This is a genomic window from Variovorax sp. MSC1_012, from assembly GCF_023667525.1.
GTDB classification, from domain to species: Bacteria; Pseudomonadota; Gammaproteobacteria; order Burkholderiales; family Burkholderiaceae_C; genus Variovorax; species Variovorax beijingensis_B.
The window spans coordinates 522,300-548,507 of the sequence record NZ_JAMOZJ020000002.1; the positions used below are offsets into that span (position 1 = coordinate 522,300).

Sequence of the window (26,208 nt, forward strand, 5' to 3'; positions counted from 1 at the left end):
ACCGGCATTCTTTGTGGGATCCACTACATTAAAACACTAATATATCACTCGGTCAAAGCGAAAATTCAAGCGAATGACAGCCCTCCCCCGGATCCGACTCGACCGCACACGCCTTGCAGCGCCCCAGGTGCTCGAAAAGCTGCGCGATGCCATCCTCTCCCTCGAACTCGTGCCCGGCACCGTGCTGGTCCGCCAGGAGCTGGCCGACCGCTTCGGCGTGAGCCAGACGCCGGTGCGCGAGGCCCTGCTGCGCCTTGCCGAGGAAGGCCTGGTGGATGTGTTCCCGCAGCACGCCACGCTGGTGAGCCGCATCGACGTGGACGCCGCGAGGCAGGCGCACTTCCTGCGCCGCTCGATCGAACTCGAGATCGTGCACCAGCTGGCCGAAGAGGCGCCGCCCGAACTCGTGGCCCAGCTGCAGGCCCAGGTCGCGCTGCAGGCCACGCTGGCGGCCGCGCGGCAGTACGGCGACTTCGTCGGCGCCGACCGCAAGTTCCATCACCTGATGTATGAAGCCGCGGGCGTGCCGAGCCTGTGGGACATGGTGTCCCGCGTCTCGGGCCACGTGGACCGCCTGCGCCGCCTGCACCTGCCCACGGCCGGCAAGACCGAGGCAATCCTGCGCGATCACCGCGCCATCGTGCGCGCCATTGCCAGGCACGACGGCGCTGCGGCGCAGAAGGCGCTGCGCGAGCACCTCTCCGGCACGCTGAGCTCGCTGCCGGAGATCTGCGCGCGTCATCCGGACTTCATTGCGGGCGGGAGCTGAAGCGCACCGGGAGCTTCGCACCGCTGGCCACCGCCACGAACGCATCGACCAGCGGCGTGCGCCTCGGGAAGGCCAGCGCAAGCTGATAGCTCACCGGCGTTCCCTTGCCGGCAAGCGGACGGAACGCCACGCCGGTGCGTCCCGCTGCCGCGAGGGCCGGCGCGACCAGCGCAACACCGACGCCGCCGGCCACCAGCGCCGCAATGGTCTCCATCTGGATGGCTTCCTGCGCCACGCGCGGCACGAACCCGGCGCTTCGGCAGGCCGTCACGATGCGGTCGTGCAGGCCCGGTCCCGCGCTCCTCGGAAAGAGGATCCACGGCTCCTGCGCCAGATCCGGCAGCTCGACCTCGGCTTGCGCAGCCAGCGAATGGCCTTCGGGTAGCGCCGCGACCAGCGCCTCTTCGCGCAGAGCGACCAGCTCCAGATCGCCTGCCCCGGCACAGGGCAGCACGACCAGGCCGATGTCGGCTTGCCCGTCCTGCAGCGCGGCCAGCTGCTCGGCGGTGGTTGCTTCGCGCAGCACGAGATCGACCTCGCCATGCGCATGCGAGAACGCGCGCAGGATCGCAGGCAACACGCCATGCGCAGCGCTCGCGACGAAGCTGATGCGCAGTGAGCCGACCAGTCCGCCCGCGGCGCGCCGCGTCAGCTGCAGCGCGCGTTCCGCCTGGCGCAAGGTGCGCCGGGCTTCTTCCAGCAGCACCTGTCCCGAAGGCGTGAGGCGCTCGACACGGTTGCTCCGCTCGAGAAGAACCGTTCCCAGCTCTTCCTCCATGTGGCGGATCGCCGCGGTCAGCGGCGGCTGTGCCATGTGCAGGCGTTCGGCCGCCTTGCGGAAGCTCAGCTCCTCCGCGACAGCGACGAACTGCCGCAATTGACGCAGGTCGATCATGCGATACGTCCGGTGGATCACTCGTTCACGAAGATGGTATTGGAAATATCGCGCGGGTAGCGGGAACATGGCCGCAGTCCATTGCAAGGAGAGTTGAATGCTGTTTCGAAAACCTGTTCTTGCGGCCGCCCAGGCGGCGGCCCTCATCCTCGGCGCGGCCGGCGCCGCAGGCGCGGCACCGGCCCGCACCGACTTTCGCGTCGAGACCCTCGACGGCCAGACCATTCGTGTGCGCGAAATCGTCGCCGCGAAGAAAGAAAATCGTCCGAACGCGCAGCCCCTCGTTCTCATTCATGGTGCCCGGGTGCCGGGCATCGCATCCTTCGATCTCGACGTGCCCCATGGCTCGCTCGCCGTGGACCTGGCGTCGGCCCTGGGCACGGCCGTGTATGTCATGGATGCGCGAGGCTATGGCGGCTCCGGCCGGCCCGCCGCAATGGAGCGGCCGCCCGGCGAAAGCCGCCCGCAGTCGCGCGCGAACGAGGTGGTGCGCGACATCGATGCCGTGGTGCGCGAGGTGTCGCGCCGCCATGCGAACGCACAGGTGAACCTGCTCGGCTGGGCCACGGGCGGCATGTGGGCCGCCTATTACGCATCGCTCTGGCCCGAGCGGGTCGGGCGCCTGGTCACGCTCAACACGCTCTATGGCGGCGCGTCCACGCATCCCACGCTCGGACCGGGCTCGCCCAACTCGGACCCGGCGCATCCCGAGCGCCTGCGGCCGACCACAGGCGGCTACGCGCGGTACGACGCCGCCTCGCTGCTGCCTTCGTGGGACCGCTCGATTCCATCGGACGACAAGGCCGCCTGGCGCGCCCCCGAGATCGCCAGGGCCTACGCCGACGCTGCACTGCGCAGCGATCCCGAATCCGGCCGCCACACCCCGCCCGCCTTCCGCGCGCCGCTCGGCGCCACCGAGGACAGCTTCTACCAGGCGGGGGGACGGCGTCTTTTCGACGCCTCCTTCATCACGGCGCCCGTGCTGGTCGTTCGCTCGGAGCACGACTTCTGGAGCCGCCCGGAAGACGCCGAGGCCTTCGCGCGCGACGCCGTCCGCGCCGCGAGTGTCCGCACCGTCACGATCCCCGGGGCCACCCACTATGTGCATCTCGACCGGCCCGAGCGCGGCCGCGAGCGGTTGATGGGCGAGCTCGCAGGATTTCTCCGCGGCACGAGCGCCACGGCTTCGAGCGGAAGCTGATGCTTCGCGGTACCGTACGCATTTCCGGATGCGACGACACGGTATCGCGATGACGAAGAAAAAGCTCTTCACCAAGGCGGACTTCCCTGTCTCCCAGGTGCGCCGGTTCCTGGAGCCAGGCCCGATCGTGCTCCTGTCTTCCCGCTGGCAGAGGGAGAACAACATCATGACGCTGGGCTGGTACACGGTGATCGAGTTCACGCCCTCGCTGGTCGGCTGCGTGATCGCGCGCGCGAACCACAGCTTCGAAATGATCCGCCGCAGCGGCGAGTGCGTCATCAACCTCCCCACACGGCCGCTCACCGACGAGGTCGTGCGCATCGGCAACAGCTCGGGATCCAAGATCGACAAGTTCGCAGCCTTCGGCCTCACTGCAGTCGACGCCGAGCGCGTGGAGGCGCCGCTCATCGGCGAATGCCACGCGAGCTTCGAATGCCGCGTTCACGACCGCAGCCTGGTCGGCAAGTACGACTTCTTCATCCTCGAGGTGGTGAAGGCCCACGTCGCTGAATCGCCCCGGCATCCGAAGACGATCCACTACACCGGCGAAGGCGTTTTTCTCGAATCGGGCAAACCCTTCAGCCGGCGCTCCCTGTTCAGGAGCGCGCTGCTCTGAATTGCCGAGGCTCTCGCCTCCCGAGCCTACTTGCGCACCTTGTCGATCTCCGACATCAGCTCCTTGACCGTGGCCTCGCCCACCGATGCGGAATACTTGTCGATCACCGGCTTCACCTTGGCGCGCAGCTTCGCCATTTCTTCCGGCGGCAGTTCCGAGACGGTCATGCCGGCCTTCCTGAGGGCGTCGAGCGCGCTGTCGGCGGCGCTGCGCGAGGCCGCGCGCTGGAACACGGTCGAATCCCTGGCGGCCTCGGTGAGGATCTGCCGCTCGTCGGCGCTCATGCCGTCCCAGGTCTTCTTGCTAACCAGGAGCGCCTGCGGGTTGTAGACGTGCCGCGTCTGGGTGATGTACTTCTGCACCTCGGCAAACTTGGATGCAAGGATGGTGGTGTTCGGGTTCTCCTGCCCGTCGACCGCCTTCTGGTCGAGCGCCGGATAGAGCTCGGGGAACGGCAGCGGCGTGGCGTTGGCGCCCAGCGCGCTGAACAGGTCGATGTAGATCGGCGATTGAATGACGCGGATCTTCAGCCCCGCAATGTCGTCCGCCCTTGCGATCGGCCGCTTGCTGTTGGTGAGATTGCGAAAGCCCAGGTCCCAGTAGCCCAGACCGTGCAGGCCCTTGCCATCGAGCCTGGCCATCAGCTTCTGGCCGAAGGGCCCGTCGGTGACCGCATCGGCCTCCTTGCCGCTGTTGAAGAGGAACGGAAAGTCGAAGACCGCGAACTCCTTGACCTGCGCCGAAAGGATGCCGGCGTTGAGCACCGTGAGCTCGACCGTTCCGCCCTGCAGCGCGGACACGGTCTGCAGGTCGCCGCCGAGGGTGCCGCCCGGAAACAGCTTCACCGTGATCTTGCCGCCGGACTTGGCCGTGACGATGTCGGCGAACTTCTGCGCGCCCTGCGCCTGCGGATGGCCGGTCTGGTTCTGGAATGCGAACTTGAGCGTGCGTTCCTTGACCTGCGCTGCCGCACCGGCTGTGGCCAGCGCGGCGACGGCCCCCACGGCGGCCAGCAGCAGTCTTGTTTTCATCGAGTGCTTCTTCATGGTGAATGTCTCCTTCATGCCAGACAACCTATGCTCTTTTCTTGAACAGCGCCGAGGCTCCGCTGGCACGGGCCACATCTTCCGCAGTCCGCAGAAGCAGCGGCCCCAGCGCCTCCATCCGCTGCGGCGTCAACCGGACCAGGGGCCCCGCAATGGTGACGACTCCTATCACCACGCTGTGCGTGCCGAATACCGGTGCGGCCATGGCCGTCATTCCTGGTGCGAACACCTCGTTGATCATGCTGAAGCCACGCTGGCGCGCCGATTTCACATAGGCCATCACGGTCTTGATGGAAGTCGGGGCCCTGGGACCGTAGTCTTCCGGTTTTCCCAATCCTTTTTTCGCTACCAACGCAATGGCGTCTTCCTCGCTCATCGTCGACAGCCACGCGTGCCCGGCCGCGCTGCATGAAAGCGCGACCGACAGCCCCATGTCCGGGTCGTAGCGCAGTCCATGGGTAGCACCCTGCGCCTTGGCGACGAAGGTCAGGTCATCGCCATCGACCACCGCCAGCCGCACCAGTTCGCCCGAGGCTGTGGCAAGCTGGTCGAGCAAGGGCTGGGCGATGTCCACGATGCCGGAACGACTCAGGAACGACAAGCCGAGCGAAACCAGCTTGATGGTCAGCATATAGTGGCCATCGCGCAGGTCCTGCCGCACGTAGCCGCAGCGGATCAACTCCGCCAGCAGGCGGTGCGATGCACTCAAGGGGATCTGCAATTCGGCCGCCAAGGTCGACAGCGCACAGCCCTCGGGACGATCCGCCAGGTATTCCAGCACCTTGAAGCTGCGCTCCAGTATCCCGCTCATTTCGCTCTCCGAATTCGTTTCACAGACGCAGGCGATCATGCCCGGGCCAGGTGCGACTCAGGGGAAGGGATTTCCATAGTGGAAATTCTTTCCAAGAAACTTATGATCGCCGCCGACCCGGCTTTCCCTCCCTTTTTCCTGAGGACGACTCGTGAAATTTCTTCGTACGCTTGCCCTGGCCAGCTTTTGCGTCTGCATTGCCTCTCCCTCGTGGGCCCAGCAGGAGCGAGTGATCCGCTTCGGCCACCTGAACAACGCCGACCACCCGGTGAGCCTGGGCGTGAAGCGCTTCGCCGAACTGCTGGCAGCCAAGAGCGGCGGCCGGATGAAGGTGCAGGAATACCCCGCCTCCCAACTGGGCAACGAGATGCAGCAGCAGTCCGCCCTGCAAGGCGGCGTGCAGCAGATGTCCGCACCCGCCACCACCTCGCTCGCAGGCATCGTCAAGGAGTTCGGCCTCGTCGACTTCCCCTTCTCGGTGACCGACTTCGCCCAGGCCGACGCGCTGCTCGACGGTCCGCTCGGCCAGGCCCTCATCGCCAAGCTGCCGGAGAAGGGCCTGGTCGCGCTGGGCTACTGGGACCTGGGCTTTCGCAACGTCACCAACAGCAAGCGCCCCATCACCCGGCCCGAGGACCTGGAGGGCCTGAAGATCCGCGTGATTCCCAACCCGGTGTTCCTGGAGACCTTCAAGGCCTTCAAGGCCAACCCGGTGCCCATGCCTTTTGCCGAGCTCTATGGCGCGCTCGAGTCGAAGGCGGTCGATGGCCAGGAGAACCCGTATGCGGTGATCCTGTCGAACAAGTTCTTCGAGGTGCAGAAGTTCGTGAGCGCCACCAACCACGTGTATGCGGCCAACATCGTGCTGGTCAGCAAGAAGTTCTGGGACTCGCTCACGCCGGGCGAGCAGAAGATGATGAACGAGGCGGCCAACGAGGCGCGCGGCTACCAGCGCCAGGTCAGCCGCGCGGCCGCGCAGAAGGCCGTGGGCGAACTGCAGGCCAAGGGAGCGCAGTTCAACGAACTGAGCGCCTCCGAGCAGGTGCGCATGCGCGAGATCGCCAAGCCGGTCATCGACAAGTTCGCCGCACAGTACGACCCCGCCATCGTCACGCTCTACAGCAACGAACTCGCTCGCATCCGCAAGCAGTGAACGTCCGAGCTCGCCCCACCATGAAAATCCTCGTCCTCCACGGCCCCAACCTCAACCTGTTCGGCCGCCGCGAACCCCACATCTACGGCAAGACGACTCTGGCCGAGATCAATGCACAGCTGCAGGCGCTCGCACAAGAGCTCGGCGCGACGCTGGAAACAATCCAGTCGAACCACGAAGGCGAGCTGATCGACTTCCTCCATGCCCATATCGACGATGCACAGGGTGCACTGGTCAACCCCGCCGGCCTCACGCAGCACGGCGTGCCGCTGCACGACGCAATCAAGGCCATGCCGTTCCCGACCATCGAGGTCCACATGTCCAACATCGCGGCGCGCGAGGCATGGCGCGCGCATTCGATCATTTCCCCGGCAGTCAAGGGCACCATCCAGGGGCTCGGCCCGCAGTCCTACCTCGCCGCGCTGCGCGCGCTGGTGGAGATCCAGAAGCAGGCAGCCACCACCTGAAGCGAGCAGACCCCATGAATCGTTGGATCGATCGATGCTGCACCGGCATCGAGGCATCGATCGCGGCCGCGCTTGCAGTCATGGTCGTTCTCGTCTTCGGCAACGTGGTACTGAGATACGGCTTCAACTCCGGCATCACGGTGTCGGAGGAAGTCTCGCGCTGGCTGTTCATCTGGATGACCTTCCTGGGCGCGGTGGTCGCGCTGAAGCAGCACGCGCACCTTGGCGTCGACATGGTGGTGCAGAAGCTGCCGCCCGCCGGCAAGAAGATCTGCCTCGCCGTGGGTCACGTGGTGATGCTCTACATCGTCTGGCTGCTGTTCCAGGGCAGCGTCGCGCAGGCGCGCATCAACTGGGACGTGACGGCGCCGGTCACCGGCGCGTCGATGGCCCTCGTCTACGCTTCGGGCGTGGTGTTCTCGGTGCTGGCCGGGTTCATCCTCGCGCTCGACCTGTTGCGGCTGCTCACGGGACGCATCGCCGAAAGCGAGCTGGTGATGGTCCAGGAATCGGAAGAAGCGGTTCAGCTGCAGCAGATCCTGGGCTCGCAAGGCGATGGCCTGGGTGAGCGCAAATGACCATCCTCGTCTTTGTCGGTTCCCTGCTGCTCGCCATGGCGATGGGCATTCCCATCGCGTTCTCGCTGCTCGCCAGCGGCGTGGCGCTGATGTGGCACCTCGACCTGTTCGATGCGCAGATCCTCGCGCAGAACGTGATCGGCGGCGCCGACAGCTTTCCGCTGCTGGCCGTTCCGTTCTTCATGCTGGCCGGCGAGATCATGAACGTCGGCGGCTTGTCGAAGCGCATCGTCGACTTCGCGCTCGCACTGGTCGGCCATGTGAAGGGCGGTCTCGGCTACGTGACCATCATGGCCGGCTGCCTGCTTTCCGCGCTCTCGGGTTCGGCCGTGGCCGACGCCGCCGCGCTGACCGCGCTCCTGCTGCCGATGATGGTCAAGGCCGGCCATGACAAGCCGCGCGCGGCCGGCCTCATCGCGGCCACCGGCGTGATCGGGCCGGTGATCCCGCCGAGCATCGGGCTCGTGATCTTCGGGGTGGCCGCCAACGTGTCGATCTCCAAGCTGTTCCTCGCGGCGATCGTGCCAGGCCTGCTCATTGGCGGGGCGCTCTGGCTCACCTGGGCCTGGCTGGTGCGCCGCGAGAAGATCGTGCCGCCGCCGCGCAAGTCGACGGCCGAGATCTTCACCACGTTTCGCAAGGCGCTGTGGGCACTGATGCTGCCGCTGATCATCCTGGTGGGCCTGCGCATGGGCGTCTTCACGCCGACCGAGGCCGCGGTGGTGGCCGCCGTGTACGCGCTCTTCGTGTCGACGGTCATCTACCGCGAGATCACCTGGCGCGACCTCTACGGCATCTTCGTGAGCGCCGCCAGGACGAGTGCCATCGTGATGTTCCTGATCGCCGCGGCCATGGTGAGCGCATGGCTCATCACGGTGGCCGACCTGCCCTCGAAGATCGTGGGCCTGCTGCAGCCGTTCATGGGCAACCAGATCCTGCTCATGCTCGCGATCATGGTCGTGGTGATGGTCGTCGGCACCGCAATGGACATGACGCCGACCATCCTGATTCTCACGCCGGTGCTCATGCCCGTGGTGAAGGCAGCAGGCATCGACCCGGTGTACTTCGGCGTGCTCTTCATCATCAACAACTCGATCGGGCTGGTCACGCCGCCCGTGGGCACGGTGCTGAACGTGGTGGCCGGCGTCGGGAAGATATCGATGGACGACGTCACGCGCGGCGTGGTGCCTTTCATGATTGCCGAGTTCGCCATCCTTCTGGTGATGGTGGTGTTTCCGCAGCTGGTGATTGCGCCGGCCAGATGGCTGGGCGGCTGAGATGCCGCCCTATCGCTGCGCCTTCGCCTTGCGGCGCCCTGCCTTGCTGGCAGCGCTTGCGCTCGCGTTCCTCGTGCAGCTTCCCGCGGCCGCGCAGGATCCCGAGCGCGAGGTGCTTGCCGAACAACTGACGCCGCTGGCCTTTGTCTCCCCCACCGGACTGACCCCGCTGGGCGGGCGGATGCTCTTCACGGCCTTTCACGTGGCGTCCGGCCAGGAGCTTTGGGTCACCGACGGCAGGGCCGCCGGCACGGCCATGCTGAAGGACATCCGCCCCGGCTTTCGTGGTTCCTTTCCCGCCTGGCCGACGCCATTCCGGGGCCACGTCTACACCACCGCCACCGACGGTGCGAGCGGACTCGAACTCTGGCGCACCGACGGCACGGCCGCGGGAACCTCGCGTGTGATCGACCTGCGCCCGGGCGAGGAAGGCGCCATGCCCAGCGAGCTCATAGTGTTCCGCGATGCGCTGTACTTCGTGGCCGACGACGGCCACAGCGGGTTCCAGCTCTGGAAGACCGCGGGCACCGCGAAGAGCACGATGCGCGTGTCGTCGATCAACACCGGGCCTCGCGCAGTCGCGCGCCAGCTCACCGTCGCCGGCAAGCGCCTCTTCTTCACCGCAACAACCCGCGAGCATGGCCACGAACTCTGGGTCAGCGAGGGCACGCCAGAGAGCACGCGACTGGTGAAGGACATTCGTCCGGGCACCGAGGACGCAGACCTCCATGCGCTGACGGCCGTGGGTGACGACATCTACTTCACCGCCAACGACGGCGAGCATGGCATCGAGCTGTGGAAGAGCGATGGCACCGAAGGCGGCACACGCATGGTGAAGGACCTGCGTCCGGGAACCTCCCCCTCGCGGCCGAACCACCTGGTTGCGCTCGGCCACCGCTTGTACTTTGCCGCGGACGATGGCGTGCACGGCACCGAGCTCTGGGGAACCGACGGCACTGCGGCTGGCACGGCGCTGGTGAAGGATATTCGCCCGGGACCGGGCGGGTCCATCTCGAGTCCTTTCGCGGCGATGGGCAACCGGCTGTATTTCGCGGCGACCGATGGAGCCTCCGGTGCGGAACTGTGGCGCAGCGATGGCACCGCCAAGGGCACCACGCTGGTCAAGGACATCGCGCCAGGGTCCGAGAGCGGATCCCCCGCCCGCTTCGCGGCGATCGGTTCGCGCTTGTGGTTCTCCGCGAACGGCGGCGGCGCCAGCGGTGTGGAGCCGTGGACCACCGACGGCTCGTCCGCCGGCACGCGCCCTGTCGCCGATGTTGCGGCCGGTGCGCGCAATGCGATGCCCCTGGGCTTTCGCGCGCTCGCAGACATGGTGCTCTTTGTCGCCGACGACGGCCGCGGCAACGAGCGGCTGTGGGCGCGCCGCCGCGATGGGCGGGTGACGCTGATCGGGGATCCGCTCTTCGCCCGCCTGCGTTGAGCCGGGCGCCCGGCACCGGGCGCGCGCACAAAAAAAAGCACCGGCCAAAGCCGGTGCCGTCGTTGCCGGCGCCTGGCCGGTGAGGAAAACGATCAATACACAACGATCTTTCCGGTGGGCCGGGGGCTGTGGCAATCGTTGTAGAAGTATTCGCCCGGCTTGTCGAAGGTGTGGTTCGCGGACTGCCCCGGCGCCAGCCTGAAAGCGAAGCGGCCCTCGAAGAACTGGGTGGCGCAGTGCGTGTTGGCATTGGTGCCCGGGTTCGTGAAGGTTACCGTGGTGTTCGCAGGCACGCGCATCCAGGTCGGCGTCATGGCATTGACCGCGGTCGATTCGGTTGCGCCCGGCTCGTTCGCTGCGGTCTGCACGCGCGCCAGGAACACGGTGTTGGGCGTCGGCAGCGCCGCACCCTCCACCGCGGCGCCGGACACCGGGCGACGCACGATGGGCGGTTGAGGCGTCGGCGGCGGCTGCACCGTGCCTCCAACCTTGAAGGCCCACAGGCGGTCGCCGCGCGGCGCCGAATCTCCGTACGGGATGCCCGTGCCGCCCGAGTACACCGCAACATACTGCTCGCCGTCGATCTCGTACGTCACGGGGCTGGCGCTGATCGCCGCGCCCGTCTGGAAGCGCCACAGCTCGCTGCCGTCGTTGGCATCCAGGGCCAGCAGGTTGCCATCGGGCTGACCGATGAAGAGCAGGTCGGATGCCGTGGTCAGGATGCCGTTGCCGTGCGCCAGCGAATACGGCATCTGCTTCTTCCACTTCACCAGGTTGGTGCCGGGATCGACGGCCACGACCGCACCGGTCATGTAGGTGCCCGGCGGGCGCAGGCCGTTGCTGGACTCGGTCAGCGAGTGGGCTGCCGCCACATAGCCCATGCCGGTATAGACCAGGCCGGTGCGCTGGCTGAAGGCCTGGTGGTTCCAGTTTGCGCCGCCGCCGTGGCCCGGGATGGAGAGGATCGGCACGTCCCAGTGCGCGTCGTAGAGGCAGCCCTTCGTGTAGTTGGGCACTGCGCGGTTGGGGTCTCCGGGAATCGCCGTGCCCAGCGGCTGATCGACGATGCAGGTCTCCGTCCATGCGCCCTGGCGCGGCAGGGGCTGCGTGGGCCAGCTTGCCTGGCGGGCGTCCTGCTTCACCGGCACCTCGTCGATGCCGAGCGGCGCACTGCCATCCTTGCGGTCCAGGATGTAGTACATGCCCGTCTTGCTGCCGTAGATGACGACCTTGCGTTCGCGCCCGTCGATCTTCACGTCCGCGAGCACGGGCGACATCACGTTGTCCATGTCCCAGATGTCGTGGTGGACCGACTGGAAGTGCCATTTGTATTCGCCGGTCTTGAGGTCCAGCGCAACGATCGAATTGGCGAACAGGTTCAGGCCCGGCCGGGTGGACCCGTTCTGGGACGAGCCGCCGCGCACGTTGCCGAAGGTCCAATACACCATGCCCAGCTCCGGGTCCACCGCGGGATGGATCCAGGGCGTTGCGCCGGCGCGGTCGGACTCGGCAGCACCGCCCCAGGTGTCGTAGCCGATCTCGCCGGGACGCGGCACGCCCCAGAACGAGGTCAGCACCTTCCCGGTGGTCGCGTCCGCCGAGAACGCGGCGCCGCGGTTGCCGTCATTGGTGCCCAGGTACACGCGCTTGTCGTGATAGACCAGCGCCACCTTCTGCAAGGCGCCCTGGTAGTCGGGGTCGGTGTTGCTGGTCGGATACTGCTTGATCCAGGCGATGGAGCCCGTATCCGTCCTGAGCGCCACCAGCCGGTTGCCGGTGGCGACGGTGAACACCAGGCCCAGGTCCTTGGCAACGGCCACGCCGCGGCGCGTGATCGAGCCGTAGGGGGTGGTCCACTTCCACTTCGTGAGGCCGGTCTTGCCATCCACCGCAATCACGTTGCCGAGCGCGGACTCGATATAGATGACACCGTCGACGACGACTGTCGTGCTCTGGTTGGTGCCGGTGGTCATGCCACCTTCGATCTGATTGACCCAGGCACCGCCCAACTGGCCTACGAGGCCCTTGTTGATCTTGTGGAGGCTGGAGTAGTTCTGGTTGCCCAGGTTGCCTCCCACCTTGGGGAAGTCCTTGTCGCCCGCAGTGCAGCAGCTCGACAGATCGGATGCGGGCGGCTCGGGCGCCGCGGCCGGCGGCGCGGACGGAGGCGGGGGTGCATTGGGTGCCGGGGCCGGCATCGACGGAAATACGGGCGCGCTGCCGCCCGATCCGCCGCATGCGCTGATCAACAGCGGCGACGTGAGCACGCCGCAGGAAAGCAGCAGCGTGACCAACGATTTTTGTTTCATGGGTATCTCCACTCGGTGAACGTGTGAACGGATGAACTCGGGGTGACCAGCGCCGCGTTTTCTCCACCGCGCCGATCGCTGCTGGAGGTCGCTATTCGGTGCAGAACGGCGTCAGTCCCATCGCCGACTTGACGCCCTGGACGACGAGCTTCTGGAACTCGATGGCACCGACCCCCGACAGGTCGGCAGCGAACGAGTGCGCGTTGTGCCCGAGCGTCGTGAGCCAGGCGCGGCCGCCGTCGTAGTACTGGCACCAGGCGACCGGATGGAAGTCCGCGTGGCCAGGGTGCGGGGCCGAGGTCAGTGGCTTCAGCGTGGAGGTGTCGACCTTGGCCAGGAACTTCACCTTCGTGGGAAAGGGCGCGAGGTTGTACCACTCGTCCTGGAAGCTGAAGCGCTTGGGCACGTCCTTCGTCGATGGGTCGTCCGAGACGATTTCAACGTCGCCGGCCCGGTTCGGCCCATGGTTGTAGAAGTTGGCGTTGCCGAGCAGGCCCTCGTAGTAGGGCCAGTTGTATTCGGCCCCGAATGCGTTGTGCAGCCCGACGAAGCCGCCGCCGCGGCGCATGTAGTTGCGCAGCGCCGTCCGTGCGGCATCCTGGCTCGTGCTGACAGCGCCGTTCCACAACGTGTCGCGGTTCGAGCTGGCAAAGATGACGGCCTTGTAGTTGTTGATGCGGCTTCCGAGGACCGCGACGTCTTCGGTCCAGTCGACGGTGATGCCTTCGGCCGTCAGCATGCGCACCAGCCCTGCCTGCATGATGTTGTCCGGATTCATCACCGGGTTCAGGCCGCTTCCCATGGGCGTGCCCAGGTTGGCGTGGCGCGGGCCGGCCGTGCGGGAGTAGACCAGCACGCGATCGGGCGTCGAGGCAAAGGCGCCCCAGTCGTTGTAGCACTTCGGATTCGTTCCCCTGCAGACGTTGTAGTAGGCGTCGAAGCTGTCGTCCTCGGCTTCGGCCACCGGATCCGTCGGCGCGTCCGGAGTGGGCTGCGCAGGCGCGCTCGGTGCCGCGGGCTGGACCGGGATGATCGGAAACGACACGCCGCCGCCGCCGCTGCCTCCGCCGCACGCGGTCACCAGCAGCGCCAGGGCCGCGGTCGATGCAAGTCCGAAAAGAAATGATCTGGGATCGTTCAAGGGAGTCTCCTTTTTTGGGGTCGATGGCGGAACCGGCCCGCAGGGGCTGCGGATTGATCAGGCACGGCGATGCCGTTCACGAGGAACGGCGAAGCCTCGGACGTTCACTGCTTGCGGATGCGAGCGAGTTCGTTGCTGTAGAGCGTGACGATGGCGGGGTCGTACTGTGCGGCGAACTTGTCGATGACCGGCTTGGCGATCTCGCGCATGCGCACCTGCTCGGAGGCGCTCAGTTCGTTGAACTGCGCTCCCTTGGCCTGCAGTTCGCCCACGGCCTTCTGCGCGGCCGCGCGGCTGACCTGGCGCTGGTAGCCGCGCGCCTCGTTGGCCGCCTCGTTCATCATCTTCTGCTCGCCCGGCGTGAGCGAGTCCCAGAACTTCTTGCTGACCAGCACGATGTTGGCCGCATACACGTGGTTGGTGGCGCTCACGAACTTCTGCACCTCGAAGAACTTGTTCGACAGGATCACCGCATACGGGTTCTCCTGGCCATCGACCGCCTTCGACTCGAGCGCGCCATAGAGCTCGGCAAAAGGCATGGGCACCGGGTTGGCCTTGAAGGCCTTGAAGGTCTCCAGGAACACCGGGTTGGGAATCACGCGGATCTTCAGGCCCTCCAGGTCCTCGGGCCGGGTGATGGGGCGCTTGCTGTTGGTGACGTTGCGAAAGCCCAGGTCCCAGTAGCCCAGCGCGACCAGGCCCTTCTCCGGCAGCTTGGCGATGAGGGCCTGGCCGAGCGGACCGTCGAGCAGCGCGTCGGCCTGGGCGAAGTCGGTCACCGAGAAGGGGAAGTCGACGAGGCCGAACTCCTTGACGATGCCTGCGAGCGAGGTGGTGGCGGGTGCGGACATCTGCTGCACGCCGCCTTGCAGGGCGGACTGCTGCTGCATCTCGTTGCCCAGTTGGGAGGCGGGGTATTCCTGCACCTTCATCCGGCCGCCGCTCTTGGCTGCCAGCAGTTCGGCGAAGCGCTTCACGCCCAGGCTCACCGGGTGGTCGGCGTTGTTCAGGTGGCCGAAGCGGATCACTCGCTCCTGCTGGGCCTGCGCGAAAGCAGGAGCAGGAACGGCCAATGCGAGGGTCAGGCCGGCAACTGCCAGCGAGCGGTAAAGCATTCTCAAGATGAACTCCTGCTGCGATGTGAGGGGTGCTGCCGGGGCGGTCTCCCGACGTTCTCCAACCCCAGGCGGCGCGATCTTAGTTGTTAAGTGGAAAAAGTTTCTACTAGTGAAAACACTTGGCAAAATGCTAGAGTTGTCCCCATGACCGCCATACTCGAACGCAGCTTCAAGGTCCTAGAACACCTGGCCGGCCACCCCGAAGGCCGCGCGCTCTCCGCGCTCTCCGCCGAGCTGGAAATGCCGCTGAGCGCTACCCACCGCCTGCTGAGCGAACTGATCCGCTGCGGCTACGTGCGGCAGGACCAGAGCCATGGCGACTACATGCTCACGATCAAGCTCGTGTCGCTCGGCCTGAGCTTCCTGAGCAACAGCGGCATCGTCGACGTGGCGCAGCCGCTGCTCGACCGGCTCGCGGCCGAATCGGGCGAGCTGGTGCGGCTGGCGGTGGTCGACGGCGACGAGCTGACCTTCGTCGCCAAGGCGCAGGGCGCCACGCGCGGCCTGCGCTACGACCCCGACATGGGCCTCTCGGTCAACCTCTCGTGCAGTTCCGCGGGCCACGCGTGGCTGTCGACGATGACGGACGAACAGGCGCTCCAGCTGGTCGCCAGGCAAGGCTTCGGACAACCCGAGGACTTCGGTCCGAAGGCGCCGACCACCGTCAAGGCACTGCTGGCGTACCTGCGCGCGGCCCGCAAGCGCGGCTTCGCGATGATCAACGAGGTGTTCGCGCCCGCCATGACGGCCATGGCCGCACCCGTGCGTAGCGGCAACGGCGCGGTGATCGGCGTCATCACCATCGCCGGGCCGCTGGTGCGGCTGACCGAAGAACGCATGCTCGCGCTGGGCCCGGCCCTCCTGGCCACGGCCGAGGACGTGGCGCACGCAAGCGGCGCGTCCGCGCTCTTCAAGCGGCGCGCCTGACCGGGCGCCTCGGGGGACGGCCGCTCTTCAGAACGCCAGGCGGGGCGCGTCTTTCCGCAACAGCGCGCACGCGGCAGGCGGCGCCCAGGTCTCGGCCAATGACCGGGACAGCGCATCGAGCAGCTGCCGGACATCGTTGACGGCGTCCGCATGCAAGGCCTCGGCCACGATGAGGACACGGGAGGTTTCGTCCCGCACGGCGGAACGCGCGCTCTGGCGATGGGTCCAGCGCCGGGCGTGCGCGCAGCCTGCGGCATCCGCAAAGACGACTTCGCCGCGATCGGGCGTTTCCGTTTCGCCCGAGAACGCGAGGTAGCTTTCGGTGCCGTCGGCGCACCGCACTTGCAGCCCCTCGGCCACCTTCGACAGGTCGAACATCGCGACCGGAATCGCGAAGGCCAGCGACAGCGCGTTGCAAAGATCGACGAGCGGATGGATCGGCGGCAGCGCGCCTTCCTTCCTGAACCGGCGCAGCAGCGACTCGGACGCGCACCGGTACTGCGTGGGCTTGAGGCCCATGCGTGCGAAGGTGCGGCGCCAGGCCTGGATCTCCGGAAGATCGGCTTCCGAGCCGACGGCTTCGAGCCGTGTGCGCGCCACGCCGTGGTAGTGCGCCACCTGCGCCTGCACGCAGGTGTTCCGGTGGATGCCCTGGGCCAGCAGGACGCCGGGCACCAGCTCGGGATGGCGCTGCCAGATTTCCGGCGAATGAGAGAAGAAGAAAGAGTGCATGGCGCAGTGTGTCGCCGGCGCGGTGGCCTGTCTTGAACGCTATTGCAGCCGTGCGGGCCGCGCCCAGGCGCGCTGCCATGCGCCGGGCGTGAAGCCGAAGTGCAGTGCGAACGCGCGCGTCATGTGGCTCTGGTCGGTAAAGCCGGCCGCCATGGCCGCATCCGCCAGTGCAGCGCCGCGCCGGATGAGGCCACGCGCCACTTCCGCGCGCTGCTGGAGCAGCCACGCGAACGGCGTGACGCCATGGACCGCCTTGAAGCGCCGCAGCAGCTGGTATTTGCTCAGCCCCGAAGACGCCGCAAGCTGCGCCAGGCTGGGCGGCTGTGCAAGGCAATCCGCGAGCATTTCGCGCGCCCGCGAGACGCCGGCCGATGCGGCGCGCGTGGGCAGCCTTTGCGCACCGTGGTGCGATGCGAGCACGGTGCAGGTCTGCACGAGCAGTTCCTCGCAGCGCAGTGCATCCGCCAGTGCCCGCTGCGGCGCGGCAGAGCGCGCCTCCAGCAGCTGCAAGAGCTCGCCCAGCGTGCGCCGCAACCGGTCGTCCTTGATGACGGGGCGGATCAGGGCCATGTCGTCATTCGCCGCGCCCGTTGCAGCCGCATCCACGGCCCATCGAAGCGCAGCGGGTTCGAGATACAGCATGCGCCAGCGCCGAAAAGGCTCGCCGAGCGGCCGCCCGTCATGCACCTCGCCCGGATTCGTCGCGATGAGGTGGCCGGCATGGGCCTCGACCTCGCCGCACCCGCTGGCCGAGCGTTGGGCGCCTTCGTCGATCACGCCGATGCCGAAGGTGGCATGCCAATGCCTGCCGTAGCGGCGCTGGCTCGAGATGCTGGTGCCATGCACGCCCTCCCAGGGAGAGCCGAAGACGCGGCAGTCGTGGTGCGGGTTCTTCATCGCGCGGAGTATGCATGGGCACGCGAACCCGCAGGATTCGCCGCAAAGTGCGCAAATTTGCACAGCTTCCTCCGCTGGCACCCTGCCCAACGTACTCCGTTTGCCAATGCGCGCTTGTAGGATCGCCGCCATCCAGCAAAGCACGCCATGCGGCCCGCACCCCACCACCCTTCCCCGTCCGCCTCGAATCGAATGAAGCAAATCTGCGTCAACTGGCGTTCGAGCGTCGTCCACGACGAGGACGACGAGCACTGCGACGACGGCCTGTGGGTACCCGAAACCCCTGCGGCGCGCAGGGAAGCCCAGGTGATCTGCGAAGTCCAGAATGCGATCTACGGGCACGGCTCGCACTGGATCGAAGAGCGCGAGGCTCTTCTTCTGCGCTCCACCTGACCAGGGCGCGCAGGCCAAAGAAACTGCGAACTTTCGGCCTCAAAAATTTTTATCGCGCGGCGCTACAGTTCGCTGTCGATTTTCCGCAGCCTCGTTCGTCGTGTCAGTGGAGGGTCATCCTCTGCACTTCAGGAGAACACAGCCATGGCTACCAACACCGTCCGCCTGCACCGCGTACTGCGCACCCCGCCCGAGCGGCTCTACCGCGCCTTCGTCGAACCCAGTGCCTTCGAGCGCTGGCTGCCGCCATTCGGATTCACCGGCAAGGTCCACAGCATGGATCCGGTGGTCGGGGGTGCGTGGCGCATGTCCTTCACCGCCTTTGGCAGCGGCCAGAGCCACTCGTTCGGCGGGAAGTACCTGGAACTCGTTCCGGGCCAGAGAATTGCCTACGACGCGGCCTTCGACGATCCCAACCTGCCGGGCACGATGAAGACCACCGTGACACTCACGGCCGTGTCCTGCGGCACCGAGATGTCCGTCGTGCAGGAAGGCATCCCCGACGTGATTCCCGTGGAGATGTGCTACCTGGGCTGGCAGGAGTCGCTTGTCGCGCTGGCCCAGCTGGTCGAGCCCGAGATTCCCGGCTGAGAAGCCGGGCTTCAGTCGCCCGGAATATGGGGCGGGTGCAGCTCCACGGGTTTGGCTGATTTCTTGCGCAGCCGGATGTTGAGCATCTCCACGGCCAGCGAGAAGGCCATCGCGAAGTACACGTAGCCCTTGGGCACGTGATGGCCGAAGCCCTCCGCGACGAGAACCACGCCCACCACCACCAGGAAGGCCAACGCCAGCATCTTGATGGTGGGATGGTTCGAGACGAAGCGGCCGATCGGGCCGGCGAACAGCATCATGAGGAACACCGACACGATCACCGCGGCGATCATCACCCGCACGTCGTCCACCATGCCGACCGCGGTGATGATCGAGTCCAGCGAGAACACCAGGTCGATGACCATGATCTGGAGGATGACGCCCGCGAAGGTCGCCTTGGCCGCGCTCGACTTCTGCTCATGGCCGCCCTCCAGCGACTGGTGGACCTCGCTCGTGCTCTTCCAGATCAGGAACAGCCCGCCCAGGATCAGGATCAGGTCGCGTCCCGAAATGTCCTTGCCGAGCACCGAGAAAAGCGGCGCGACCAGGCCCACGATCCACGCGAGCACCAGCAGCAGGCCGATGCGCATGAACATGGCCATGAACAGGCCGACGCGGCGCGCGAACTCGCGCTTGGCGGCCGGCAGCTTGTCGACCAGGATCGAGATGAAGATGATGTTGTCGATGCCCAGCACGAGCTCGAGCGCGGTCAGGGTCGCAAAGGCGATCCAGACCTGGGGATCCGTCAGCAGTTCAAGCATGGAAGATCTTTCGGCACGGCAGCGCCGGCAAAAAAGAAGGATGGGAAGCAGGAGCGAAGTCTGCCATGCGGCTTCCTGAGGGTTTTTCGCGTGACATCTTGAAATGTTCTTCACCGAAGCGATGTGTGCGAGTTCGCGCGGCCGAACGTTGGAAGAAGCATCGGGATCATTCCCATATCTCTGGAGACGAGATGACCTTTCCTCGAACCGTCCTCAAGCTGGCTCTCTCGGGCACGATTGCTGCAGGCGCACTTTTCGGTGTGGCCGCTGCAACCGCGGGCACCAGCTGGTCCATCGGCGTGTCGCTGCCCGGCGTGGTGGTGAGCGAGCCGGCACCGGTGTACTACGAACCCGCGCCGGTGTACTCGCGGCCGGCGCCTGTCTACTACCAGCCGGCGCCACCCGTGCGCTACCAGCCGCCCTCCTACGTTGCACCGGCGCCCGTCTACTACGAGCCGGGACCGAGCTGGGAAGAACGCCGCGCCGAGCGCCGTGAATGGCGCCGCCGCGAATGGGAGCGCCGCGAGCACTACCGCCACTATCGCGAAGACAGGGACTGATCCCGAGACTGATCGCAGCCGCGCGAACGGCTACAGTCGCCCTCGATGCCATTCAATTCTCGAGGAGCGGATATGCAGATTCGCAGCGCTGCGGCTTCCGATGCCGATGCGATACATCGCCTTCTTTCCGCCAACGGATGGGCGCACCGGATCGCCGATGCCGCACACCTCGGCCGGCTGATCTCGGCGTCGCAGCAGGCGGTGGTCGCGTTGTCGGCGGACGGCGAAATCGTCGGCTTTGCACGCGCTATCGACGATGGCATCTCCAACGGCTACCTGTCGATGGTCGTGGTCGCCGAGCCGTGGCGCCGGCGGGGCATCGGGCAGGCGCTGGTCCGGCACATCCTGGGGTCCGGGCCGGACATCACATGGGTGCTGGGCCGGCCGGCCGGGTGCCGCCGAGTTCTTTGCCAAGCTGGGCTTCAGCCCCTCGTCGGCCGCGATGGAGCGGCCGAGGGAGCGACACCTGCGGATGGCGCCTTGATCCGGGGAATCACGCGCATGGCGAAGCCGATGCTGATTGTTCTCGGCGGATTGCCGGGCACCGGCAAGACCACCATCGCGCGCGAACTCGCTGCCCGCTTCCCCTGCGCCTATCTGCGCATCGACACCATCGAGCAAGCGCTCATCCGATCGGGGGCTCTCGAGGAAGCGGGCCCCGCCGGCTACGCCGTGGCCTGCGAGCTTGCCCGGTCCAATCTCGCGCTCGACATGTCGGTGATCGCCGATTGCGTCAATCCGCTCCCGGTCACCCGCGAGGCATGGCGTGCGGTGGCAGCCGGCACATCCTCGGACTTGCTCGAGCTTGAGATCATGTGCTCCGACCCCGCCGAGCACCGCAGGCGCGTGGAGAGCCGGAGGGCCGACATTCCGGGCCACGTTCCGCCGACCTGGGAGGCAGTCGTGCGCCATGAATACGAGGCCTGGACCACGAGCCGCCTGGTCATCGATTCGGCGGTCGTCAGCGCGAGCGAGGCGGCCACCCTGATCCTGGACCGGTCGCGCAGCCAGGCCGCAGGCGAGTAAACGGCCTACATCCGGCTGCGCGCGAGGCTGATCAGCACGGGCTTCGCGAGGCATACGGTGCCTCTCGAAGGAGCACGCACCCAATGGCCCGCGATTCCACGCTTTCGATCGACGGCTTGACCCTTTCCTACCGCTGCGTCGGCAATCCCCGATCGCCGTGGCTGGTCCTGCTGCACGGCTGGCCGCAATCGAAGTCGCTCTACGACCCGGTGCTGGACGAATTGGGAAGGGATGCCCATGCCATTGCCTTCGACCTGCCCGGCATCGGCGGATCGCACGGCGTACCGCCGGCCCCATCGCCGTGCGAGCTGCATGCACTCGCCGGCCTCCTGCTGCGCGCGGCCGAATCGCTGGGCGCGCATTCGACCGTGTTCGCGGGCGTGGACATCGGCGGCATGCTCGCCTTTGCAGCGGCCCGCGAGCACGGCGCGCGCATTGCCGGCGCGGTGGTCATGAACACCGTCATCCCCGGCGTTGCGCCGTGGTCGAGACTCATCGCCGAGCCGCGCATCTGGCACTTCGCGTTTCATGCGATACCGCAGCTGCCCGAACTGCTGGTGAGTGGACGCGAGCGCGCCTATTTCGAGTACTTCTACGACCTGCTCGCGGGCGACAAGCATGCGCTGACGAGCGAGATCCGAAACGACTGGACGCGCGCCTACCAGCGGCCCGAAGCATTGAAGGCCGGCTTCGATTGGTACCGGGCGCTCGAGAGCGCCGCGCAGCGCAATGCAAGGCCCGTTCGCATCGACACGCCCATCCTGTACCTGCGCGGCGACGCGGGCGGCCGCGACATCGATGACTATGTCGAAGGCCTGCGCAATGCCGGGGCCGCGAATCTTCGATCGCGGCTCATCAGCGGCAGCGGCGAGTTCCTTCCCGTCGAGGCGCCCGCTGCAACCTGCGAGGCGCTGCGCGCATTTCGCGCTGAACTCGGGCATGCGGCCTGATCCAGGCAACATCGCCTTTTCTTCGGAGACCTCCATGCAACCAAGAATCACCGTCATCACCCTCGGCGTCGACGACCTGGAGAGAGCTGTCGCCTTCTATCGCGACGGGCTCGGCCTGCCTACCAACGGCATCGTGGGCAGGGAGTTCGAGAACGGCGCCGTCGCCTTCTTCGACCTGCAGCACGGGCTCAAGCTGGCCGTGTGGCCGCGCTCGAGCATCGCGGCCGATGCCGGCCTTCCGCTGCGCGCGGGCGGGACCCTCGAATTCACTCTCGGGCACAACGTCATGTCGAAGGCCGAAGTGGACGCAGTGATGCAGCAAGCCGCAAGGGCCGGTGCCACGGTGGTGAAAACCGCGGCGGACACTTTCTACGGCGGCTATGCCGGCTACTTCATGGACCCGGACGGACACCTGTGGGAGGCGATCTACAACCCGCAATTGCTGCCAAGGGTTGATGCTGCGTAGGGACTCCCTGTTCCCGCGTCGCCGCTTGTTTGAGGGCTGCCACCACGACGTCGAAGAACGGAACCACCGGCAAAACGCTTGTGCACTTCCCGATGGCGAGTATGCGTCGCGGCGCTAGGCTCCGTCGTTCTCATGGAATGTGATGCTGAACACTGTTCCTTTTCCGGGGGCACTCCGAACCTCGATGCTGCCGCCATGGCGCTCGATGACCGTCTTGACCAAGCTCAAGCCCAGTCCATGGCCAGCAACGCCTCCGTTTTGCTCGAGCCGGCTGTAGCGCTCGAACAAGGTCGGCAACGCTGACGCCGGAATTCCATCGCCCTGATCGCTCACCGTAACCACGGGCACCTGCCCCGGCGTCCAGACCAGCGCCAAGTCAGTGTGACTGCCGGCCGAGCTGTACTTGACGGCGTTCTCGGCCAGGTTGAACAGCGCGCGACCGAGCAAGCGAGGCTCGACGCACAGCCAACAGCCTGGAGCGTCGTCATCAAATTCCGGCAGAGTGAGTGTGAGCCGAATGCCCTTTTCCTTGGCAAGCGGCCAGACACGCTCATAAACTTCGGTCAGAAGCTGTGCCAGATCGACCTCCTCTCGCACATACTCCTCGCCCTCTGCACGCAGGTGCAATACAAAATCGTCCGCCAGGGAAAGCGTGGTTCTTACCTGTCGCTCGATGCGCCCATACAGCAGCGCGTCCTCACCACGGTGTGGAGGCTGCGTGCGCAAGAGTGCAAGCACGGCCGACTGCGGGGCGCGCAGATCATGCGAGAGCAGCTGCAGCGCCTCGGTGCGCCGGCGCTCCGCGTGATGCCTGGCCTGCAAGGCACGGTCAAGCGCATCAACCACTTGCTGCCAACCATCCCGTTTCGGTTGCGTCGATCCTGGCAGCATCGCGTCGGCGCGCAGGCTCAGATCGGCCAACAGCACCGCCAAACGTCTCCAGCTCCAGAGCAGATAGCCCAACAACGCCCCCAGCATCCAGCCTCCCACCGGCAACCACCAGCGCAGCCCCATCTGCAGTACCGTCGTGATCACCATCGCCAGCACACCAAAGGCCGACAGGCCCAAGAGGCTCGCACGCGGTCCCGCACGCCAGAGCCAGATCATCCAGCCCAGCAGTGCAAGCGCAGAAATGACGGCCTGGAGCCACGGAGGGACCGGAATCAGCGAGCGGTCGCGCAGCAATCCGTCCAGCGCCGCGGCATTGATCTCGACACCTGGCATCAGACCCGAGCCGCTGGAGAAAGGCGTCGGGTACTGGTCACCGATCCCCGTTGCGGTCAACCCGATCAAGATCGTCTTCCCGCGCAATGCGGCATCAGGTACCTCGCCGTTCAGCACGCTCACATAGGGTACGGTCTTGTAGTGCCCCGGGGGGCCTGAGAACGGGATGAGGATGCGAGATCCACGCAGCCAGCCCGTGCCATCCTGCGGCTCATCGGGGCCGCCGGCGGGTTTGTTTGCATCACTGACTTGCGCAAGTGCCAGCGACAGCGCCGGCCAACGATGCCCGGCGTTGCCCTCGTGTAGATAAAGGCTGCGAGCTACGCTGTCGCTGTCCAGTTCCACATGAATGTGACCCAGCCCTGTCACCGCCCGCTCCAGGAGCGGCAAGGGGGTGAGCACTTCGGGCGTTCGACCTGTCACCAAGGGGGTGCGCACTGTCATTGGAAGAAATACCGGACTGACCGCCTTCATGAGGTCTAGGGCACCTGCCAATCGAAGGTCTGCCCCCGGTTCGCTCGCCGCTTCGGTGAACAGCATGTCGAACGCGACCGCACGCGGCCCCGCGGCGGCGAGGCGTTGCAATAGCTGTGTGTGAAATTCGCGCGGCCAAGGCCAGCGACCGAGTGCTTGCAGGCTCGCGTCGTCCACTGCGACGATCAAGATCTCCGAATGAGCGGGCTTGGCATCGAGCCGGAGCAGCTCGTCATAGACCGCAAGATCCACCCGCTCCAGAATCCCGTAACGCTGCACCAGCCCGGCAAAAGCCAGCACGATCAGCAGGCAAGCGATCCATTCGCGCCAGAGGACGCGGGGCCTGGAAGACTCGACCCCCGCGGTCACTCAGCGCACCCCTTCGATCAGCAAGGGCAGCACCGGGCCGACGGTCTCGGAGCGCTGGCCCTGCAAAATCGTTTCGGCGCGCACCCGCCAAAAGTACTGGCCCGGCGGCAATGCCTCCACCCGCACGCGGTGACCGAGCAGACCGTCCACCCGTACCACAACGCGAGCGAGCGCGGCATCCTCGGCAATCTCCAGCCCGTAGGTGCTGCCGGCAACCGGATCCCAGTCGAGTTCGATCTCGTTGCTGGCGGCGATCCAGCGCATCCGGCCCACCAGAGAGGCCGACAAGGATGCCCGCGAAAAGGCGCTGACCGCAGCTTGCCCCTCGATCCCTTCCGGCGTCACGGCCGCTACCCGAGCGAAGTAGCTTCCGCTGGGAATCCCGTCAAACAGCGCCAGTTCGCGGGGACCGGAGCGCGCCACATGCCGCTCGGCCACCACGTCCAGAAATTCGGCGTCGCGTGCGAGTTGCGTGTGGTAACCGGCAGCGCTGGTCACCTCGGCCCACGCCAGCAGGACGGCCGGCTGGTTTTGCGGCAGGCCGGAATCGATCCAATCGGGTACCGGCAGCAGGTCCTGCACAGCGCCGCCCTGCGGGCCATCGTCGATGACCACGCCCTGCGGTGCCCTCACCGGCAGGTCCGGCTGTGTTGGCGTGCTGACCACGACACCACTCTCCAGCACGCTCACCACCACACGATGTTCATTGGCAAGGTTCACACGAAAGTGGGTGCCACGCACGCCCACGGTCGCCATGCGCGTGCGCACCCGAAACACGTCCTGGCCCGCAGGAACTACCCTGGGCGGCACGCGCGATTCGACTTCGCCCGCCTGCAGGTCCAGCACCGCAGCGGCGCGGCCCGCCGCATCGGAAAACCGGACGAGCCGGACAGTGGAGTTCGAAGGCAGCGTGCACAGCGAGCCATCGGGCAGCCGCAGCGTGACGAAGCTGTCGGGCCCGGTGCGGATCCACCCGCCCTCGGAAAGCCGCATGGCCGGTTGTGCAGCGCTGCGCTCGCCGTTGCCGGACTCCGCACGCACGTCGCCGCTGACGGCCACCACGACGGCCTGGGAATTCCCATCGGCGAAATGCAGGACTTTGCCGACCGGCAGTTGCCGCGGCTCGGCCACGCCGTTGCGTTGCTGGATCGAGGGCCACAGCAGCGGCCGGCCCAGATGCCGCTGCGAAATACCCCACAGGGTTTCTCCAGGCTGCACGACGTGCGGCGTGGGTTGAGCAGCCAGGCCCACGGGCAGACACAGGCACGCGATGGCCAGCCATCGAATTGCACTCATGCGACGCGGTCCAACCGGTAGCCGAAGCCGTAGATTGCCTGCAGCTGAAACCCTCTGTCGATGGTCAATCCAAGGCGGCTGCGTACCCGCGATACGTGGGTGTCTATCGTTCGCGATGCTGCCTGCCGCGCCCAGAGCGTTTCGTTCAAGTGCTCGCGCGACAACGGCCTCCCCAGATGGCGGAACAACATTCGAGCGACCTCGAACTCCTTCAGCGGCAGACGGAATTCTTCGGTACCCCTTCTGACGGTCTGATCTGCGGCACTGAAATGCCAGCCTTCGATCTCGTCTTCGCCCGGCGCGGCGGGTTGCGATCGGCCGCTGCGCAGCTGCACCTGAAGACGGGCCAGCAGTTCGAACGGTCGCCACGGCTTCACAAGATAGTCGTCGGCGCCTCCGTTGAGGGCCTGCACCACCTCGAACTCGCTGCCGCGCGCGGTGAGCATCACCACAGGCACATTGGAGCGAAGGTTATCGCGCACGCGGCGCAGCACCTCATAGCCGGACAGCTCCGGCACGCTCCAATCGAGGATGAGGATGTCGAAGCTGTCGCGCTGCAGCATCTCGAAGAAGACCTTCCCGCTTTCTTGATGCACGACCCGATGGCCGTTGTGGGTCAGAAGTTCGATCGCCGCCTGCGCCTCTTCCGGGGAGTCTTCAAGCAGCGCGACGCGCGGCCGCGACGCTGGCGTGTCGCCAGACTTGTGGCTCACCGATGAC

Annotated in this window: 27 protein-coding genes and 1 pseudogene; 16 read left to right on the plus strand and 12 right to left on the minus strand. The window is 66.5% G+C overall.

Going from position 1 to position 26,208, the window contains the following annotated elements:
• Positions 1-73: 73 nt before the first annotated feature.
• On the plus strand, positions 74-769 hold the full coding sequence (locus L1081_RS27800) for a GntR family transcriptional regulator (RefSeq protein WP_319434162.1): 696 nt from the start codon (positions 74-76) through the stop codon (positions 767-769).
• Here the strand turns inward: L1081_RS27800 and L1081_RS27805 are convergent.
• Positions 750-1,664: a LysR substrate-binding domain-containing protein gene (locus L1081_RS27805; protein ID WP_489417849.1), complete on the minus strand. Its 915-nt coding sequence runs from the start codon at positions 1,662-1,664 to the stop codon at positions 750-752. The genes L1081_RS27800 and L1081_RS27805 overlap by 20 nt on opposite strands.
• Before the next feature lie 97 nt (positions 1,665-1,761).
• On the opposite strand from L1081_RS27805, the gene L1081_RS27810 reads away from it, so the two are divergent.
• Together L1081_RS27810 and L1081_RS27815 are read left to right on the plus strand one after the other, a co-directional pair.
• Entirely contained in the window at positions 1,762-2,865 is a 1,104-nt protein-coding gene (locus L1081_RS27810) for an alpha/beta fold hydrolase (protein ID WP_489417850.1), read from the plus strand.
• Positions 2,866-2,914: 49 nt separating this feature from the next.
• The gene (locus tag L1081_RS27815) at positions 2,915-3,481 is read left to right on the plus strand and encodes a flavin reductase (protein WP_489417851.1); all 567 of its coding nucleotides are present in this window, start codon (positions 2,915-2,917) and stop codon (positions 3,479-3,481) included.
• Positions 3,482-3,507: 26 nt separating this feature from the next.
• Here the strand turns inward: L1081_RS27815 and L1081_RS27820 are convergent, their stop codons facing one another.
• Both L1081_RS27820 and L1081_RS27825 read right to left on the minus strand, forming a co-directional pair.
• Positions 3,508-4,512, minus strand: a complete 1,005-nt coding sequence (locus L1081_RS27820; protein WP_489417996.1) for a DctP family TRAP transporter solute-binding subunit — start codon at positions 4,510-4,512, stop codon at positions 3,508-3,510.
• A 43-nt stretch (positions 4,513-4,555) separates the two neighbouring features.
• Positions 4,556-5,338 (minus strand): IclR family transcriptional regulator domain-containing protein, encoded by a 783-nt coding sequence (locus tag L1081_RS27825; RefSeq protein WP_489417852.1) that lies wholly within the window; start codon positions 5,336-5,338, stop codon positions 4,556-4,558.
• 151 nt (positions 5,339-5,489) lie between these two features.
• Between L1081_RS27825 and L1081_RS27830 the strand changes: the two genes are divergently transcribed.
• From L1081_RS27830 to L1081_RS27850, 5 genes are read left to right on the plus strand one after another with little or no spacing between them, the layout of a single operon-like run.
• Complete coding sequence (locus L1081_RS27830; RefSeq protein ID WP_489417853.1) at positions 5,490-6,491, plus strand: DctP family TRAP transporter solute-binding subunit; 1,002 nt, start codon at positions 5,490-5,492, stop codon at positions 6,489-6,491.
• 20 nt (positions 6,492-6,511) lie between these two features.
• Entirely contained in the window at positions 6,512-6,958 is a 447-nt protein-coding gene (locus L1081_RS27835) for a type II 3-dehydroquinate dehydratase (protein ID WP_319442712.1), read from the plus strand.
• 14 nt (positions 6,959-6,972) lie between these two features.
• Positions 6,973-7,536: a TRAP transporter small permease subunit gene (locus L1081_RS27840; protein WP_489417854.1), complete on the plus strand. Its 564-nt coding sequence runs from the start codon at positions 6,973-6,975 to the stop codon at positions 7,534-7,536.
• The gene (locus L1081_RS27845; protein WP_489417855.1) at positions 7,533-8,813 is read left to right on the plus strand and encodes a TRAP transporter large permease subunit; all 1,281 of its coding nucleotides are present in this window, start codon (positions 7,533-7,535) and stop codon (positions 8,811-8,813) included. Before L1081_RS27840 ends, L1081_RS27845 begins: the two co-directional genes overlap by 4 nt.
• Positions 8,814-8,856: 43 nt before the next feature.
• Positions 8,857-10,254 (plus strand): ELWxxDGT repeat protein, encoded by a 1,398-nt coding sequence (locus L1081_RS27850; RefSeq protein ID WP_489417856.1) that lies wholly within the window; start codon positions 8,857-8,859, stop codon positions 10,252-10,254.
• A gap of 92 nt (positions 10,255-10,346) precedes the next feature.
• Here L1081_RS27850 and L1081_RS27855 read toward each other — a convergent pair whose 3' ends face one another.
• From L1081_RS27855 to L1081_RS27865, 3 genes are all read right to left on the minus strand, one after another.
• Positions 10,347-12,563, minus strand: a complete 2,217-nt coding sequence (locus L1081_RS27855; protein ID WP_489417857.1) for a BamB-related PQQ repeat family beta-propellar protein — start codon at positions 12,561-12,563, stop codon at positions 10,347-10,349.
• 91 nt (positions 12,564-12,654) lie between these two features.
• A complete protein-coding gene (locus tag L1081_RS27860; RefSeq protein WP_489417858.1) occupies positions 12,655-13,704 on the minus strand; it encodes a ThuA domain-containing protein in 1,050 nt (349 codons plus the stop codon).
• A gap of 104 nt (positions 13,705-13,808) precedes the next feature.
• A complete protein-coding gene (locus tag L1081_RS27865; protein ID WP_489417859.1) occupies positions 13,809-14,825 on the minus strand; it encodes a DctP family TRAP transporter solute-binding subunit in 1,017 nt (338 codons plus the stop codon).
• Positions 14,826-14,966: 141 nt separating this feature from the next.
• Between L1081_RS27865 and L1081_RS27870 the strand changes: the two genes are divergently transcribed.
• A complete protein-coding gene (locus L1081_RS27870; RefSeq protein WP_489417860.1) occupies positions 14,967-15,749 on the plus strand; it encodes an IclR family transcriptional regulator domain-containing protein in 783 nt (260 codons plus the stop codon).
• Between the two features lie 27 nt (positions 15,750-15,776).
• Here L1081_RS27870 and L1081_RS27875 read toward each other — a convergent pair whose 3' ends face one another.
• Positions 15,777-16,481 (minus strand): phenylalanine--tRNA ligase beta subunit-related protein, encoded by a 705-nt coding sequence (locus tag L1081_RS27875; protein ID WP_489417861.1) that lies wholly within the window; start codon positions 16,479-16,481, stop codon positions 15,777-15,779.
• A 39-nt stretch (positions 16,482-16,520) separates the two neighbouring features.
• A complete protein-coding gene (locus tag L1081_RS27880) occupies positions 16,521-17,378 on the minus strand; it encodes a helix-turn-helix domain-containing protein (protein WP_489417862.1) in 858 nt (285 codons plus the stop codon).
• A gap of 192 nt (positions 17,379-17,570) precedes the next feature.
• Between L1081_RS27880 and L1081_RS27885 the strand changes: the two genes are divergently transcribed.
• The gene (locus tag L1081_RS27885) at positions 17,571-17,771 is read left to right on the plus strand and encodes a hypothetical protein (protein WP_489417863.1); all 201 of its coding nucleotides are present in this window, start codon (positions 17,571-17,573) and stop codon (positions 17,769-17,771) included.
• A gap of 144 nt (positions 17,772-17,915) precedes the next feature.
• Positions 17,916-18,362, plus strand: coding sequence for an SRPBCC domain-containing protein (locus tag L1081_RS27890; RefSeq protein ID WP_489417864.1), 447 nt, complete (start codon positions 17,916-17,918; stop codon positions 18,360-18,362).
• Positions 18,363-18,373: 11 nt separating this feature from the next.
• On the opposite strand, the gene L1081_RS27895 is transcribed toward L1081_RS27890, so the two are convergent.
• Positions 18,374-19,123 (minus strand): TerC family protein, encoded by a 750-nt coding sequence (locus tag L1081_RS27895; RefSeq protein ID WP_489417865.1) that lies wholly within the window; start codon positions 19,121-19,123, stop codon positions 18,374-18,376.
• A 191-nt stretch (positions 19,124-19,314) separates the two neighbouring features.
• Here L1081_RS27895 and L1081_RS27900 point away from each other — a divergent pair, with 191 nt between their 5' ends.
• From L1081_RS27900 to L1081_RS27920, 5 genes and pseudogenes are all read left to right on the plus strand, one after another.
• Positions 19,315-19,683, plus strand: a complete 369-nt coding sequence (locus tag L1081_RS27900) for a hypothetical protein (RefSeq protein WP_489417866.1) — start codon at positions 19,315-19,317, stop codon at positions 19,681-19,683.
• 72 nt (positions 19,684-19,755) lie between these two features.
• A pseudogene (locus L1081_RS27905) lies at positions 19,756-19,971 on the plus strand (GNAT family N-acetyltransferase); the annotation flags it as partial.
• Between the two features lie 225 nt (positions 19,972-20,196).
• Complete coding sequence (locus tag L1081_RS27910; protein ID WP_489417997.1) at positions 20,197-20,709, plus strand: AAA family ATPase; 513 nt, start codon at positions 20,197-20,199, stop codon at positions 20,707-20,709.
• 83 nt (positions 20,710-20,792) lie between these two features.
• On the plus strand, positions 20,793-21,659 hold the full coding sequence (locus L1081_RS27915; protein ID WP_489417867.1) for an alpha/beta fold hydrolase: 867 nt from the start codon (positions 20,793-20,795) through the stop codon (positions 21,657-21,659).
• A 34-nt stretch (positions 21,660-21,693) separates the two neighbouring features.
• Positions 21,694-22,125 (plus strand): VOC family protein, encoded by a 432-nt coding sequence (locus tag L1081_RS27920; protein ID WP_489417868.1) that lies wholly within the window; start codon positions 21,694-21,696, stop codon positions 22,123-22,125.
• 114 nt (positions 22,126-22,239) lie between these two features.
• On the opposite strand, the gene L1081_RS27925 is transcribed toward L1081_RS27920, so the two are convergent.
• The 3 genes from L1081_RS27925 to L1081_RS27935 are packed head-to-tail and all read right to left on the minus strand — an operon-like array spanning position 22,240 to position 26,201.
• Positions 22,240-24,192 carry a CHASE2 domain-containing protein gene (locus L1081_RS27925; RefSeq protein ID WP_489417869.1) on the minus strand — a complete coding sequence of 651 codons (1,953 nt, stop codon included), beginning with the start codon at positions 24,190-24,192 and terminating at the stop codon, positions 22,240-22,242.
• Positions 24,193-25,488 (minus strand): FecR domain-containing protein, encoded by a 1,296-nt coding sequence (locus L1081_RS27930; RefSeq protein WP_489417870.1) that lies wholly within the window; start codon positions 25,486-25,488, stop codon positions 24,193-24,195.
• On the minus strand, positions 25,485-26,201 hold the full coding sequence (locus L1081_RS27935) for a response regulator (RefSeq protein ID WP_489417871.1): 717 nt from the start codon (positions 26,199-26,201) through the stop codon (positions 25,485-25,487). Before L1081_RS27935 ends, L1081_RS27930 begins: the two co-directional genes overlap by 4 nt.
• Positions 26,202-26,208: the final 7 nt, after the last annotated feature.

What these genes read in the sequence shown, in the direction of transcription:
- L1081_RS27815 (WP_489417851.1), top strand. Translation starts at nt 2,915, where the DNA reads ATGACGAAGAAAAAGCTCTTCACCAAGGCGGACTTCCCTGTCTCCCAG.
- L1081_RS27930 (WP_489417870.1), bottom strand. Translation starts at nt 25,488, where the DNA reads ATGAGTGCAATTCGATGGCTGGCCATCGCGTGCCTGTGTCTGCCCGTG.
- L1081_RS27870 (WP_489417860.1), top strand. Translation starts at nt 14,967, where the DNA reads ATGACCGCCATACTCGAACGCAGCTTCAAGGTCCTAGAACACCTGGCC.
- L1081_RS27910 (WP_489417997.1), top strand. Translation starts at nt 20,197, where the DNA reads ATGCTGATTGTTCTCGGCGGATTGCCGGGCACCGGCAAGACCACCATC.
- L1081_RS27825 (WP_489417852.1), bottom strand. Translation starts at nt 5,338, where the DNA reads ATGAGCGGGATACTGGAGCGCAGCTTCAAGGTGCTGGAATACCTGGCG.
- L1081_RS27845 (WP_489417855.1), top strand. Translation starts at nt 7,533, where the DNA reads ATGACCATCCTCGTCTTTGTCGGTTCCCTGCTGCTCGCCATGGCGATG.
- L1081_RS27800 (WP_319434162.1), top strand. Translation starts at nt 74, where the DNA reads ATGACAGCCCTCCCCCGGATCCGACTCGACCGCACACGCCTTGCAGCG.
- L1081_RS27835 (WP_319442712.1), top strand. Translation starts at nt 6,512, where the DNA reads ATGAAAATCCTCGTCCTCCACGGCCCCAACCTCAACCTGTTCGGCCGC.
- L1081_RS27820 (WP_489417996.1), bottom strand. Translation starts at nt 4,512, where the DNA reads ATGAAAACAAGACTGCTGCTGGCCGCCGTGGGGGCCGTCGCCGCGCTG.
- L1081_RS27920 (WP_489417868.1), top strand. Translation starts at nt 21,694, where the DNA reads ATGCAACCAAGAATCACCGTCATCACCCTCGGCGTCGACGACCTGGAG.
- L1081_RS27855 (WP_489417857.1), bottom strand. Translation starts at nt 12,563, where the DNA reads ATGAAACAAAAATCGTTGGTCACGCTGCTGCTTTCCTGCGGCGTGCTC.
- L1081_RS27840 (WP_489417854.1), top strand. Translation starts at nt 6,973, where the DNA reads ATGAATCGTTGGATCGATCGATGCTGCACCGGCATCGAGGCATCGATC.
- L1081_RS27880 (WP_489417862.1), bottom strand. Translation starts at nt 17,378, where the DNA reads ATGAAGAACCCGCACCACGACTGCCGCGTCTTCGGCTCTCCCTGGGAG.
- L1081_RS27810 (WP_489417850.1), top strand. Translation starts at nt 1,762, where the DNA reads ATGCTGTTTCGAAAACCTGTTCTTGCGGCCGCCCAGGCGGCGGCCCTC.
- L1081_RS27915 (WP_489417867.1), top strand. Translation starts at nt 20,793, where the DNA reads ATGGCCCGCGATTCCACGCTTTCGATCGACGGCTTGACCCTTTCCTAC.
- L1081_RS27875 (WP_489417861.1), bottom strand. Translation starts at nt 16,481, where the DNA reads ATGCACTCTTTCTTCTTCTCTCATTCGCCGGAAATCTGGCAGCGCCAT.
- L1081_RS27900 (WP_489417866.1), top strand. Translation starts at nt 19,315, where the DNA reads ATGACCTTTCCTCGAACCGTCCTCAAGCTGGCTCTCTCGGGCACGATT.
- L1081_RS27890 (WP_489417864.1), top strand. Translation starts at nt 17,916, where the DNA reads ATGGCTACCAACACCGTCCGCCTGCACCGCGTACTGCGCACCCCGCCC.
- L1081_RS27885 (WP_489417863.1), top strand. Translation starts at nt 17,571, where the DNA reads ATGAAGCAAATCTGCGTCAACTGGCGTTCGAGCGTCGTCCACGACGAG.
- L1081_RS27895 (WP_489417865.1), bottom strand. Translation starts at nt 19,123, where the DNA reads ATGCTTGAACTGCTGACGGATCCCCAGGTCTGGATCGCCTTTGCGACC.
- L1081_RS27805 (WP_489417849.1), bottom strand. Translation starts at nt 1,664, where the DNA reads ATGATCGACCTGCGTCAATTGCGGCAGTTCGTCGCTGTCGCGGAGGAG.